Genomic DNA, 13,410 nt, shown 5'->3' with positions numbered 1-13,410 from the left:
GGGTCTGGCGTTTGGGGGGCTAGTGTTCAGGCCCCCCGCCCCGGACAATGTCCCCGTTCCACCAAACCGTCGAGCACAGGATCCGTCCATGACTGCCAGCCTCCATGATCAGGACACCATCACCGCCCTGGCCACCCCGCCGGGTCGCGGCGGCGTGGGGATCATCCGCGTCTCCGGGCCCGCGTGCGAGACGATCGCCGAGGCCGTGCTCGGCCACTGCCCTGCCCCTCGCCAGGCCCATTACGGCCCCTTCCGGGGCGCACGGGAGGTCATCGACGAGGGCATCGCGCTGTTCTTCACTGGCCCCCACTCCTTCACCGGAGAGGACGTGCTGGAACTGCAGGGGCATGGGGGGCCGGTGATCATGGACCTGCTGCTCGAGCGGTGCGTGCAGCTCGGCGCCCGGCTCGCGCGTCCCGGCGAGTTCTCGGAGCGGGCCTTCCTCAACGACAAGCTGGACCTGGCCCAGGCCGAGGCCATCGCCGACCTGATCGAGGCCAGCTCCCGGGGCGCCGCCGAGAACGCGCTGCGCTCCCTCCAGGGCGAGTTCTCTCGCCGGGTGGAGACGCTGGTCCAGCGGCTGATCGAGCTGCGCATGTACGTGGAGGCGGCCATCGACTTCCCCGAGGAGGAAATCGACTTTCTCGCCGACGGGCACGTGGCCGGCAAGCTGGCCGGTATCCAGAGCGACCTTGCCGAGGTGCGGGCCGCCGCCGGCCAGGGCGCCCTGATGCGGGAAGGGATGAGCGTGGTGATCGCCGGGCGACCCAACGCCGGCAAGTCGAGCCTGCTCAACGCGCTGACGGAACAGGACACCGCCATCGTCACCGACATCGAGGGCACCACCCGGGACGTGCTGCGCGAGCACATCCACCTGGACGGCATGCCGCTTCACGTGATCGATACCGCCGGCCTGCGCGACACCCCGGATGCCGTGGAGAAGATCGGCGTGGCGCGTGCCTGGGAGGAGATCGAGAAGGCCGACCGGGTGCTGCTGATGGTGGATGCCGCCACCACCGACGCCATCGATCCCATGGCCATCTGGCCGGAGTTCGTCGCTCGCCTTCAGGATCCCTCGCGGCTGACCCTGGTGCGCAACAAGATCGACGCCAGCCACGAATCCCCCGGCCTCGACACCTCCACAGAGAGGCCGGTGATCCGACTGTCGGCGAAGAGCGGCGCGGGAGTCGACAGCCTGAAGGAGCACCTCAAGTCGGTGATGGGCTTCGCGGCCACCACCGAGGGCCGCTTCTCGGCCCGTCGGCGCCATCTCGATGCGCTGGACCGGGCCGACAGCGCCCTGCGCAACGGCGAGGCACAGCTGGCCGGCCACGGTGCCGGTGAGCTGCTGGCCGAGGACCTGCGCGATGCCCAGCAGGCCCTCGGCGAGATCACCGGCGAGTTCAGCGCGGACGACCTGCTGGGCGAGATCTTCGGCAGTTTCTGCATCGGCAAGTAACGCGATTGCTGGGACTGGGCGCCCCAGCCGTCGGCGCTGAAGCGCCGGCTCACACGATGGCTGCCGGGGAGATCTTCGGCAGTTTCTGCATCGGCAAGTAACGCGATTGCCCGGACTAAGCGCCCCAGCCGTCGGCGCTGAAGCGCCGGCTCACACGATGGCTGCCGGGGAGATCTTTGGCAGTTTCTGCATCGGCAAGTAACGTCATTGCCCGGTCAGGGCACCCCAGCCGTCGGCGCTGAAGCGCCGGCTCACCCGATGGCCGCCGTGCGGGATCCTCGGCAGCGTCCGCATTGGCCGCCAGGCAGCCCCCCTACTCGCCCACCCACCAGTCGCCGCGGTGGCGACTGGTCTCGCCCCACATCGGCAGGATCCTCTCCATGGCGGTCCCCAGGCGCTCATCGAGCCCCCAGGGCGGATTGATCACCAGCATGCCACTGCCGAACATGCCGCGCTCGCCCCCCCCAGGCTCTCGCTGCCTCAGCTCGCTGCGCCAGATCTTGCGCAGTCCCCCTTCCCGCAGCCCTTCCAGCAGCTCGAGATGGCGACCCGCCGGCAACAGGGGGTACCAGACGAGCATCACGGCGTGGCGCGCCTTGCGCATGGCCTGGAGCACGGCCTCGGCCACCTCGACGTACTCCGCCTTACGCTCGTAGCTGGGATCGACCAGCACGCAGAGACGCGGCGTGGGCACCGGCAGTCGCTTCACCAGCCCCTGGAGCCCATCCCCATGGATGCGCTCCACGTTATCCGGCAGCGCCTGACGGGCCAGATGGCCATGCTCGCCGGGATGGAGTTCGAAGAGCATCAGCCGATCCTGCGGACGCAACCGGTCCGACAGCCACCAGGGGGAACCGGGGTACTGGTCGAGCCCGCTTCCCCGGGACTGGACGCGCCCCAGAGCGGACAGCCAGTCGCCGAGCAGCGGCTCATCGCCCAGGCGCTCACGGGCCTGCCACAGCCGGGCGACCCCTTCGCGGTACTCCTGCAGCCTCGACGTCTCCTCGGCCGCCAGGGGGTAGAGGCCACGACCGGCATGGGTGTCCATATACGTAACAGATGATTTCTTACGTAACAGATGGTCGATGACGGCAAAAAGCGTCAGATGCTTGTGAACGTCGGCGAAATTGCCCGCATGGTAGGCATGCTGATAGGAAAGCATGGAAGGGGATCCGTGAGTCGGCAAGACAAAAAGGGCCCGCCACTTGGACAGTGGCGGGCCCGGGTGGCATGGCGCCAGGGGTTACTGCTGCTGGAAGCGCTCCTGGATCGGCGTCAGGGTGATCTCCACACGCCGGTTCTGGGCACGTCCCTGCTCGGACTCGTTGCTGGCGATGGGCTGGTTCTCGCCATAGCCGGTCATGTAGAGGCGACCGCTCGAGACGCCGGACCGGGCCAGGTAGTTGCCTACCGCATTGGCCCGCCGCTCGGAGAGCCGCTGGTTGTAGCCGGCGTCGCCGGTACTGTCGGTGTGACCGGCAATGTTCACCCGCGTGTCCGGATACTGCTGGAGCACGGAGGCCACATTGTTGAGCGCATTGCTTGCACTCATGGTCAGGTCGCTGGAATCGAAGCCGAAGGTCACCTGGCTCGGCATGTTGAGCACGATGTCGTCACCACGACGATCCACGCCGATCCCCGTGCCCTGCATGTCCTGGCGGAGCTGCTCTTCCTGCTTGTCCATGTAGGCGCCGATGCCACCCCCGGCTGCCGCCCCCACGGCGGCACCGATCAGGGCGCGATCGCGCCGGCTGGTGCTGCCGTCACCACTGAGTGCACCGGCAGCGGCCCCGATGGCCGCGCCGATGGCGGCACCCGTCCCGGTCTGGCTACGCTGTGTCTCACCGCTATAGGGATCGGTGGTGGTACAGCCCACCAGCAGCGCGGCGGCGGCCAGCGGGGCAACCAGTCGAATTGATCTTCTCATCGCGTGCTCTACTCCTTGGGTTGGCAAGTATCATCCTTACACTGGCTCGACATCGTCGATCATTGCCAGCAACTCGTTCAAGAATAGTAGACCTTGAGGTGATGCCCTAAGCCAGTCGGCATCTTCCACAAGAAGTCCTTTTTCCCGAGCCGGTACCAGCCTCGACAGCAGTACCCGTGGGTCGCGCCCCGTGTGGGCCTGCCATGTCGAGAGGGGCACCCCCTCGACAAGGCGCAGGGCATTCATGGCGAACTCGAGCGGCAGTTCCCGCCGCTCGATGCCGGCACGATCGGCAACGAAGCCACGGGGATCGTTGGCCCGTCGGAGGTAGGCCTCGGGCAGCCGTGATTTCCAGCGACGTTCGATCGCCAGGCCCTCGATGCCCGGCACGCTGAGCTTGCCGTGGGCACCGGCCCCGATGCCCAGGTAGTCGCCGAAGCGCCAGTAGTTGAGGTTGTGGCGTGACGACAGGCCGGGACGGGCATAGGCGGATATCTCGTAGCGTTCGAGACCGGCGGCCTCGAGGCGCTCATGTCCGGCGTCCTGGATATCCCACAGCACCTCCTCCTCCGGAAGGGCGGGAGGGAAGGAGTGGAATTCGGTGTTGGGTTCCAGGGTCAGCTGGTACCACGAGAGATGTTCGGGGGAGAGGGCCAGGGCCTGGTCCAGATCCGCCAGCGCCAGGGCCGGTGTCTGACCGGGCAGCCCGTGCATCAGGTCGAGGTTGAGGTTGTCGAAGCCGGCCCGACGCGCCTCGTCGACGGCGGCCAGGGCATCGTCTCCGCCGTGGATGCGTCCCAGGGATGACAGCTGTGCATCCTGGAAGCTCTGCACCCCCAGCGAGAGCCGGTTGATCCCCGCCGCCCGATAGCCGGCGAAACGCCCCCGCTCCAGGGTGCCGGGATTGGCCTCCAGGGTGATCTCGATATCCCGGGCCATCGGCAGCCGGCTGGCCACGGCCTGGAGCAGGCGCTCGTAGAAGCCGGCCGACATCAGGCTCGGGGTGCCGCCGCCGATGAAGACGCTGACCAGCTCACGCCCAGCGGCGAGCGGCAGGTCGGCCTCGAGGTCGGCCACCAGGGCCTCGAGATAGGCGGCCTCGGGGAGGTCGGCACCGCGCCCGACGCCATGGGAGTTGAAGTCGCAGTAGGGGCACTTGCGAACGCACCATGGCACATGCACGTAGAGCGACAGGGGCGGCAGGCCGGACGAGGCGGGGAGGGATCCGCTCATGGCCGGCCGGGCCCCGGGCCCATGGCGGCGACCAGCGCCTGCAGGGCCCGGCCCCGGTGGCTGAGCCGGTTCTTCTGCTCGGCACTGAGCTCGGCGGCCGTGGCCTGTTGCTCGGGTATCCAGAACAGCGGATCGTAGCCGAATCCGCCGTCGCCGCGAGGCGCCTGCAGGATCTCGCCCTCCCAGCTGCGCTGGACGATCAACGGGACGGGGTCCTCGGCATGCCGGAGCAGGACCAGCACGCACCAGTACCGTGCGCTCCGGCGTCCCTCCGGCACCTCGGCCAGGGCATCGAGCAGCCGGGCGTTGTTGCGGGCATCGCTCCTGGGCTCGCCGGCATAGCGGGCCGAATGGATGCCGGGAGCCCCCTCCAGGGCATCCACCTCCAGCCCCGAATCATCGGCCAGGGCAGGCAAGCCGCTGAGGCGACTGGCCTCCCGGGCCTTGAGCAGGGCGTTCTCGACGAAGGTCAGGCCGGTCTCCTCGACATCGGCCACCGCGAAGTCGGCCTGGGCGCGCACCTCGATGCCCAGGGGAGCGAGCAGCTGGTGAAACTCGCGAAGCTTGCCGGCATTGCCACTGGCCAGGACCAGCAGGGCTGGGGTCATTGTTGATTCTCCACGACGACGGGGGTGCCCATTCTACGAGCCCGATCCCGCCAGGGAAACGACCGGGTCATGATCTGATCGTGTGACATTCTTAAGTATGAAAAAAATCATTAATATGCATTAAAAACTCGATTAAGGCGCTACAAGTCTCAGGCTGATTTTCCTTGAAAGGCATTCCAGAAGGCCGCAGCGTCGAGGCATTTTCCAGAGCCAAGCCTTTGATTGCCAACAATGACCCGACGGCATCACGAAAAAGAATATAAAAAGAGATAATGAAATAGCCAAAAGCTAGTAACTAAAACTTACATTATGTCCAAGACTGAGAACCAGAGTGGCGAGCATGCCACATTCGTCTGATTGCCTCACCAGAACATTCGTGGCAAGCACTTCTGCAGGGGATCGAGATCATGGATAAGGGACAGAGCCTGGTATTGCTGGTGACTGCCAGTAACCCGCAGTCGCAACTTTTCATCGACTATCTTCACCAGCAGCTCGACTGCCAGGTCTCAGTCGTTGCGCCGACCACGGAGTGGAAGGGCAAGGATTCCGAGACGACCGTGGTCCTGCTCGATGCGGATCACATCGACGAGGCCACCATGCAGCAGTGGCATGTCAAGGCGGCCGAGGCCAACGACATGTCCCTGGCGGCCTTCAACCTGCGGGACGAGGAACATGCCGTCGAGGTCCTGTCGGCCATGAACCTGCAGGGGGTCTTCTATCGCAGCGACTCGCTGGAGATGATCTGCAAGGGGCTGAGCATCCTGCTGGAAGGTAACCTGTGGATGTCTCGCTCGCTGATGACCCGGATGATCCAGTTCTTCCGTCGCCAGCAGCTCAACTCCTACCGGCCGGTCTGCGGCCTGACGCACCGGGAACTGGAGATCATCGCCATGCTGGGCACGGGGGCCTCGAACATCGAGATCGCCGACCAGCTGTTCGTCAGCGAACACACCGTCAAGTCCCACCTCTACAACATCTTCCGCAAGATCAAGGTACACAACCGCCTGCAGGCGGTGAACTGGGCCCGCCAGAATCTCGGCGCCCCGCCACCGCTGGTCGGGCGACGCCAGCGGGAGCCCTCGCAACACCCCATCCCGAATCACTCCTGAGCGGTCTCGTCAGGTCAATCGCACATGCTCCTGGATGAGGCCCGCCAAGGTCTCGGCGGCATTGTCCGCGGTGGTATCGAGGTGCAGCAGGTGCAGACGCTCCTCGTCACCAAGTGCCTCGAAATCGGCTTGCTGGCGCGCCAGGATCCCCAGGCTTTCCCGGGGCTCGACCCCCTGCCGGCCCGCCCGCTTCTCGATGCGTCGGCGCAGCGTGTCGTCGTCGGCCTCGAAACTGATCAGCAGCACCGGCAGGCCACGGGCCTCGGCCTGTTGGCGCAGCAGGTCGCGCTGTGACCGCCTCAGGAAGGTCCCGTCGACACAGGCAGGAAACCCGGCCTCCAGCAAGGTGCCGGCACATTCGGCCAGCCGATGGTAGGTACGGTCGGTGGCATCCTGGGTAAAGATATCCACAGCCGGTCGCGTCGACAGGTCCTGTGGATCGAGTCCATGCAGCCGCCGCCGCTCCACGTCGGAGCAGACCCGCACGGCCCCCAGTCTGCCGACCAGGGTCCGCGTGAAACGGCTCTTGCCGCTGCCCGAGACGCCGATGCCGATCACCAGCGGGGGAAAGCGGAACTCGGCATAGGCCTCGGCAAGCGCCAGATGCTCATGGCACGCCCGCATGGTCTCGGCCAGCAGCGCCGGACGTTCCGCATCCTCGCCTGCCGCAAGACGGCGGGCCAGGGCCCGGCGCGCGCCCTCCAGGGCCTCGACCACACGAAAGACCGAGAGCAGCCGGGCCATTGCGTAGTCACCGGACAGGCGGAGATAGCGATCAAGCGCCTGGCGGGCCAGGCCGGTCTCGCCCCGCGAATCCAGCCCGACCAGCAGTGAGGCCAGATCATTGCCGGGATCGAGGACGCCATGCCCCCCCGGCCCCTTGAGGTCACGGCCGATGGCATTGGACAGCAACACGCGGCCCTGATCGCACAGGCGGCTGTGGGGATGCTCGGACGCCCAGCTGGCCGACAGCAGTCGATCCCGACGCTGCCGGAAGACCGGTGCCAGCCGCTGGATATCCTGATCGAGCCACTGCCGAAGGGAGGACAGCCGATGCCGGTCTTCCTCTCCGGTGAGCAACGGCTCAAGCGCCGCCACCTCCCCGTCGATCCTTTCCCGGAAGACCTCCACGCCGACGTCCTCACGAGAGGACACGCAGATGGCCTCGCCGTGGAAGGTCACCAGTCGGTCGACCAGCTCCTCCAGTTGCAGGGCATCCTCGCAGGAGGCCTCGTGTTCCGCATGTCTCTGGCTCATCTCGGGTCTCCCGGGTGGTGGAGGATGGGGAGGTCAGGCGTGCTGCATCGCCACGAACGCTTTCTCGGCACCATCCAGGGTCAGCTGGATGTCTTCCGGGGCATGGGCGCTGGACATGAAGCCGGCCTCGAAGGCCGACGGCGCCAGATAGACCCCCTCGTCGAGCATCGCCGAGAAGAAGCGGCGGAAGGCGTCCCCGTCGCAGGCGGTGGCCTGGGCAAAGTTGTCGACTCGGCTCTGGCCGGTGAAGAAGATCCCGAACATGCCCCCGGCACGCTGGGTGATCATGTCGATACCCGCGGCATCGGCGCGCTCCTGGAGCCCGTGGCAGAGGGTCTCGACCCGCTGTGCCAGGGCATCATGGAAGCCCGGCTGGCGCAACTTGTTGAGCAGGGTGATGCCCGCCGTCATGGCCAGTGGATTGCCCGAGAGGGTGCCGGCCTGATAGACCGGGCCCAGCGGCGAGACGACCTCCATGATCTCGCGACGCCCGCCGAAGGCGCCCACCGGCATGCCGCCGCCGACGATCTTGCCCAGGCAGGTCAGGTCCGGCTCGATGCCATAGTGGGCCTGGGCGCCCCCCAACGCGACCCGGAAGCCGGTCATCACCTCATCGAAGATCAGCAGGCTGCCGAACCGGTCACAGACCTTGCGCAGGGTCTCCAGGAAGCCCGGCTGGGGCGGGATGCAGTTCATGTTGCCGGCCACCGGCTCGACGATGATGCAGGCCACCTCGCTGCCGATCTCCTCGAAGCACTGCTCCACGGCGTCGGGATCGTTGTAGGAGAGCGTCACGGTGTGCTCGGCCAGTGAGGCCGGCACCCCGGGAGAGCTCGGCTCGCCGTGGGTCAGGGCCCCGGAGCCGGCCTTGACCAGCAGCGAGTCGGTATGGCCGTGGTAGTTGCCCTCGAACTTGACGATCTTGTCGCGGCCGGTGAAGCCCCGGGCCAGGCGGACCGCCGACATGGTGGCCTCGGTCCCGGAGTTGACCATGCGCACCATCTCGATGGAGGGGATCATCTCGCAGATCAGGTCGGCCATGGTGGTCTCGATGGCCGTGGGCGTGCCGAAGGAGAGGCCGGCATCGAGTCGCTCGCGGACCGCGCCCAGCACCTCGGGGTCGGCGTGCCCGGTGATCATGGGGCCCCAGGAGCCGACGTAATCGACATAGCGCTTGCCTTCCACATCGAACAGATAGGGGCCCTTGGCACGCTCCATGAACACCGGGGGACGATCCATTCCCTTGAAGGCACGAACCGGCGAGTTGACTCCACCCGGGATATGGCGGCAGGCCTGTTCGAAGAGCTGTGCGGATGTGGTCATGTCAACCTCTTGCCCTGTTGATGCCTGCCCCTCCGGGCAGGCTGTGGATAATTCTCTGGATAACCTTTTGGCTGGCAGTGAAGAAACGGTGAACGTCGTCGAACGACAGGCGACCGCCAGGCTGCCGGATTCGCCCCTATTCTCGTCTGCCGGGGAAGCGATGACCAGCCCGTCCCGGCATCACCGCCCTGTCGCGACGTCGGAAACAAGAAAGGCAGGCAGCGCCGGCAGCTGCCAGAGGCGACGCGGAAGCCGCTGGTCCTGCCCGGGTTGCCAGCCGTGGGCCAGCGCCTGCCAGGTGAAGGCCTGGGCCTGTTCGCAGGCCGCGACCAGCGACTCCCCCGCGGCCAGGCGCGATGCCAGGGCGCTTGCCAGGGTGCAGCCCGAGCCATGGAAGACACCCTCGAGGCGTGGCCAGGTCCACTGACGGCTGGTGTCCGGGGCATGCAGGGTGTGCTCCACGCGATCGGCCGGCACCCGCGCCGCGGGATGGTCGGTGCCGGTGACCAGCAGCGCCTGGCAGCCCAGGGACATCAGCGTCACCGCCCGCTCGGTATCGTCGTCGCAGCCGGGCCCGGCCAGCCTTGCCAGCTCCCGACGATTGGGCGTCAGGATATCCACACGGGGAAGCAGATGATGGCGGATCCCATCGATCAGCTCGATTGTGGACAACTCGCTGCCGCCACCGGCCTGGAGCACCGGATCCATCACCACCGGCACGCCCGGGCGCCGACGCAGGATGTCCACCACGGCGTCGAGCACGTCGCCATCGGGGATCAACCCGATCTTGATGGCGGCGATCTCGACCTCATCGAGGGCCGCCGCCATGGCACGCAGGTCATCGGCAGGGACGGGGCGCACCGCGCTCACGTCACGACAGTTCTGCACCGTCAGTGCCGTGGGAAGGGTCAACGCCCAGCCACCGCAGGCGGCCACCGCCTCGCTGTCGGCGACCAGGCCGGCCCCTCCCGTGGGATCATGCCCGGCCAGCACCAGAACCGTTGGCAGGTGGGGACTCAGTTCATCGGTATCGGCCATCAGAAGGGTTTCAGCACGGCCAGGAAGATGATCAGCAGCAGGGCGATCACCGGCAGCTCGTTGAACCAGCGGAAGAAGACGTGGCCCCGTCGGCAGCGCGACTCGGCGAACTGCTTCAGATAGATCAGGCAGGCATGGTGATAGCCCACCAGCAGCAGCACCAGCACCAGCTTGGCATGGATCCAGCCCTGAGCGAGCCAGGCCGGATTGAGCACCAGCATGGCACCCCCGAAAACCAGCACGGCGATCATCGACGGGGTCATGATCCCGCGATAGAGCTTGCGCTCCATGACGAGGAAGTGGTCGATCGCCTGCTGCTCGCCGCGGTCACGGGCCATGGCGTGGTAGACATAGAGACGCGGCAGATAGAAGAGGGCAGCGAACCAGGTCACCATGGCCACCAGGTGCAGGGCCTTCATCCACAGGTACATGACGACTCCTCAGCCGTGGGGTGAATCGGAAAAGCGGTAGTGACGCTCGATGGCGTCGCGGGTGATGATACCGGAAATCCGCTTGTTCTTCGGCCGATGGCCGTGTTCCACGTAGAGGGCGTCCACCGCCTTGTCGTTGAGCCGATCGAAGGCCTCGGTGAGCGTCGCCTGCAGGTGGATCGGCGCCATGTCCAGGCGCTGGCCGGGGATCTCCACCAGGTCGAGCAACGCGCTGTCGTCGGCATCCGCCTCATCATGCTCCAGCAGCCAGCGTGCCAGGTCGGCCGCCTTGAGCGCCAGCAGCGGCTTGTCGGCGACGGAGCGCTCGATCAGCACCCAGGCGGGATTCGACTCGAGCAGGGCGCTGGCCTGGTCACGGGTCACCATGCGCGAGGTGCGCACCAGATTGCGCTCCATGACCGCCGGCACCGACACCCGGGACAGCGCCTGCATCAGCGGCTGCTGGAGCGGATGCAGGCCATGCCGGGTGACACTGATGAAGAAGCCGTCGCAACGACACAGCTGGCGGGAGGTCAGTCCCGCCACCACCACCGCCAGCATGCCCGGCAGGATGATGTTGGGGTTGTTGGTCAGCTCGAGCAGCGCCATCAGCGCGGCGAGGGGAGCCTGGAGCACCGCCCCCATCATGGCCGCCATGCCGAGCATGCCGTAGACCTCGGGACCGGCGGCCAGGCTCGGCATCAGGTGGGCACCAAGCAGGCCCAGCAGGGTGCCGGTGGCGGCCCCCGCCACCAGCACCGGCCCGATGATGCTCACGGGGATGCCGCAGGCCACGGCCCCGGCGGTGAGCAGCAGCTTGCCGATGGCCACCGCCAGCAGCACGTCCAGCGGCAGGCCCCCCGACAGGGTCAACGCCAGGGTATCGTAGCCCATGCCCTGTATCTGGGGGTACCACCAGGCCACGGCCCCCACCACGACCCCCACCAGGGCGAAGCGCACGCCCCAGGGCACGCGTTCGAGGCGAGGCCCGAAGCGGGCCACCCTCACGAAGAGCCCGGCCAGCAGTCCGATCACCAGCGCGCTGACCACGAGCCAGGGCAGGTTGACCAGCGAGCCCAGCGCCACGTCGGAGGCCTGGAAGGCCCGCTCGGTGCCGAACACCAGCTGGGCCACCACCGCGCCCATGGTGGAGGCCAGGATCACCGGCATGAAGCCGACGATGGTGTACTCCATCATCACCACTTCCATGGCGAAGATGACCCCTGCAACCGGGGTATGAAAGGATGCCGAGATGGCGGCCGCGGTGCCGCAGGCCACCAGCACCCGCAGGCTGTTATGGGGAAGCTTGAGCTTCTGGCCGAGGCCGCTGACGGCTGCGGCACCGAGGTGGATGGCCGGTCCCTCGCGGCCGGCGGAGAGCCCGCCCAGCACCGAGATCAGTCCGACCCACCACTGGGTCAGCCAGTTGCGCATCGGGAAGCGCCCCTGGTGGTAGGTCAGTCGCTCGATCACGTGGGTCACGCCGATCTTGCGGCTGGCAGGAGGCTGGCGCCACAGCCACAGGCCGATCAGGGTCACCGCCAGCAGCGGCAGCAGGGCGCGTCCCCAGGGAGGGAGCTGCTCGAAGGCCTCGGGGTTCCCGTCGGGCATGAAGACCAGGGCACCGAGGGCGAGCAGCAGGCGAAACGTCACCATCAGCCCGCCGGTGATCAGCCCCGACACCACGCCCAGCACACACAGCTGGGGCAGGGCATCCACATTGGCCAGCTGGCGACGGAAGCTATCCAGGCTGAAGTCGGGAAGCGAGAAGCGCGGCACGGCGACGTTCCTGTTCGACCAGAGCATCGGGGCCCACCCGGCTGGGTAGGCCTTGCCCCTCTTGTGTATCATATCCGGCAAGAGAGGTCCCAACGCCTCACTTCCCAGTCAAGTTCCCAGGAGGCCATCGTGATCAAGGTCGGAATCGTCGGCGGCACCGGATATACCGGCGTCGAACTGCTCAGGCTGCTGGCCCGTCACCCGGACGTGGAGGTGGAGGCCATCACCTCCCGCTCCGAGGCAGGCATGGCCGTCAGCGAGCTGTACCCCAACCTGCGCGGCCACTACGACGACCTGGCCTTCAGCGAACCCGATGCCGACCGGCTGTCGCGCTGTGACGCCGTCTTCTTCGCCACTCCCCACGGCGTGGCCCACGCCCTGGCCGGCGAACTGCTGGAGCGGGGCACCCGGGTCATCGACCTCTCGGCCGACTTCCGGCTGCGCGACCCCGATGAGTGGGCGCAGTGGTACGGACAGCCCCACGGGGCCCCCGCGCTGCTCGACGAGGCGGTCTACGGCCTGCCGGAGGTCAATCGCGAACGCATCCGCCACGCCCGGCTGATCGCGGTGCCCGGCTGCTATCCCACCGCCGTGCAACTCGGGCTGCTGCCGCTGCTGGAGGCGGGCCTGATCGATGCCGACCAGCTCATCGCCGACTGCAAGTCCGGCGTCACCGGCGCCGGGCGCGGTGCCAAGGTCCCCTCGCTGCTGGCGGAGGCCAGCGAGTCCATGAAGGCATATGGCGCCTCGGGCCACCGTCACCTGCCGGAGATCCGCCAGGGGCTCGGCGATGCCGCCGGATCTCCCGTGGGGTTGACCTTCGTGCCCCACCTGACGCCGATGATCCGCGGCATCCACGCCACCCTGTACGGACGGCTGACGGGGGATGCCGGCGACCTCCAGGCCCTCTTCGAGCGCCGCTTCGCCGCCGAGCCCTTCGTCGACGTGATGCCCGCGGGCAGCCACCCCGAGACGCGCAGCGTCAAGGGCGCGAACCTCTGCCGGCTGGCGGTGCACCGTCCCGGGGACGGCGACACCGTGGTCGTGCTCGCGGTGATCGACAACCTGGTCAAGGGGGCCTCGGGCCAGGCCGTGCACAACCTCAACCTGATGTTCGGCCTCGACGAGACCGCCGGCCTCGACGCCCCGGCCATCATGCCCTGACGGCCACTCCCCATGGGCCATCAAGGGGGCAAGGCGCAGCAAGGGTCTTTTTCCAGGGAAGGAAAAAGTAGCGTACAGGGAA

At 67.3% G+C, this 13,410-nt stretch carries 12 protein-coding genes; 3 read left to right on the top strand and 9 right to left on the bottom strand.

Annotated features, from left to right (window positions below):
- Positions 1 to 88 precede the first annotated feature (88 nt).
- Positions 89 to 1,459 (top strand): tRNA uridine-5-carboxymethylaminomethyl(34) synthesis GTPase MnmE, encoded by a 1,371-nt coding sequence (mnmE, locus tag BOX17_RS07990; protein ID WP_071943396.1) that lies wholly within the window; start codon positions 89 to 91, stop codon positions 1,457 to 1,459.
- 313 nt (positions 1,460 to 1,772) lie between these two features.
- Here the strand turns inward: mnmE and BOX17_RS07985 are convergent, their stop codons facing one another.
- The 4 genes from BOX17_RS07985 to rdgB all read right to left on the bottom strand — a co-directional run bounded on the left by BOX17_RS07985 (position 1,773) and on the right by rdgB (position 5,227).
- Positions 1,773 to 2,621, bottom strand: a complete 849-nt coding sequence (locus BOX17_RS07985) for a 23S rRNA (adenine(2030)-N(6))-methyltransferase RlmJ (protein ID WP_071943394.1) — start codon at positions 2,619 to 2,621, stop codon at positions 1,773 to 1,775.
- Positions 2,622 to 2,702: 81 nt separating this feature from the next.
- Entirely contained in the window at positions 2,703 to 3,386 is a 684-nt protein-coding gene (locus BOX17_RS07980; protein WP_071943392.1) for a YiaD family glycine zipper/OmpA-like lipoprotein, read from the bottom strand.
- Positions 3,387 to 3,422: 36 nt separating this feature from the next.
- The gene (gene hemW / locus BOX17_RS07975) at positions 3,423 to 4,619 is read right to left on the bottom strand and encodes a radical SAM family heme chaperone HemW (protein ID WP_071943390.1); all 1,197 of its coding nucleotides are present in this window, start codon (positions 4,617 to 4,619) and stop codon (positions 3,423 to 3,425) included.
- A complete protein-coding gene (gene rdgB, locus BOX17_RS07970; protein WP_071943388.1) occupies positions 4,616 to 5,227 on the bottom strand; it encodes an RdgB/HAM1 family non-canonical purine NTP pyrophosphatase in 612 nt (203 codons plus the stop codon). The genes hemW and rdgB overlap by 4 nt, the downstream gene beginning before the upstream one ends.
- Positions 5,228 to 5,634: 407 nt before the next feature.
- Here rdgB and BOX17_RS07965 point away from each other — a divergent pair, with 407 nt between their 5' ends.
- Complete coding sequence (locus BOX17_RS07965; protein ID WP_071943386.1) at positions 5,635 to 6,336, top strand: LuxR C-terminal-related transcriptional regulator; 702 nt, start codon at positions 5,635 to 5,637, stop codon at positions 6,334 to 6,336.
- A 9-nt stretch (positions 6,337 to 6,345) separates the two neighbouring features.
- Here the strand turns inward: BOX17_RS07965 and BOX17_RS07960 are convergent, their stop codons facing one another.
- The 5 genes from BOX17_RS07960 to BOX17_RS07940 all read right to left on the bottom strand — a co-directional run bounded on the left by BOX17_RS07960 (position 6,346) and on the right by BOX17_RS07940 (position 12,164).
- On the bottom strand, positions 6,346 to 7,593 hold the full coding sequence (locus BOX17_RS07960) for a P-loop nucleotide/nucleoside kinase family protein (RefSeq protein WP_071943384.1): 1,248 nt from the start codon (positions 7,591 to 7,593) through the stop codon (positions 6,346 to 6,348).
- Positions 7,594 to 7,626: 33 nt separating this feature from the next.
- Positions 7,627 to 8,916, bottom strand: coding sequence for a glutamate-1-semialdehyde 2,1-aminomutase (gene hemL / locus BOX17_RS07955; RefSeq protein ID WP_071943381.1), 1,290 nt, complete (start codon positions 8,914 to 8,916; stop codon positions 7,627 to 7,629).
- Between the two features lie 180 nt (positions 8,917 to 9,096).
- A complete protein-coding gene (gene thiD, locus BOX17_RS07950) occupies positions 9,097 to 9,954 on the bottom strand; it encodes a bifunctional hydroxymethylpyrimidine kinase/phosphomethylpyrimidine kinase (protein WP_071943379.1) in 858 nt (285 codons plus the stop codon).
- Complete coding sequence (gene hemJ, locus BOX17_RS07945) at positions 9,954 to 10,385, bottom strand: protoporphyrinogen oxidase HemJ (protein ID WP_071943377.1); 432 nt, start codon at positions 10,383 to 10,385, stop codon at positions 9,954 to 9,956. Before hemJ ends, thiD begins: the two co-directional genes overlap by 1 nt.
- Before the next feature lie 9 nt (positions 10,386 to 10,394).
- Positions 10,395 to 12,164, bottom strand: a complete 1,770-nt coding sequence (locus BOX17_RS07940; RefSeq protein ID WP_071943375.1) for a chloride channel protein — start codon at positions 12,162 to 12,164, stop codon at positions 10,395 to 10,397.
- A 129-nt stretch (positions 12,165 to 12,293) separates the two neighbouring features.
- Between BOX17_RS07940 and argC the strand changes: the two genes are divergently transcribed.
- Entirely contained in the window at positions 12,294 to 13,328 is a 1,035-nt protein-coding gene (gene argC, locus BOX17_RS07935; RefSeq protein ID WP_071943373.1) for an N-acetyl-gamma-glutamyl-phosphate reductase, read from the top strand.
- Positions 13,329 to 13,410: the final 82 nt, after the last annotated feature.

The organism is Halomonas aestuarii, from assembly GCF_001886615.1.
Taxonomy (GTDB): domain Bacteria; phylum Pseudomonadota; class Gammaproteobacteria; order Pseudomonadales; family Halomonadaceae; genus Halomonas; species Halomonas aestuarii.
Note: the sequence above shows the minus strand (reverse complement) of the source record. Positions and strands in the feature narration are given on the sequence as shown.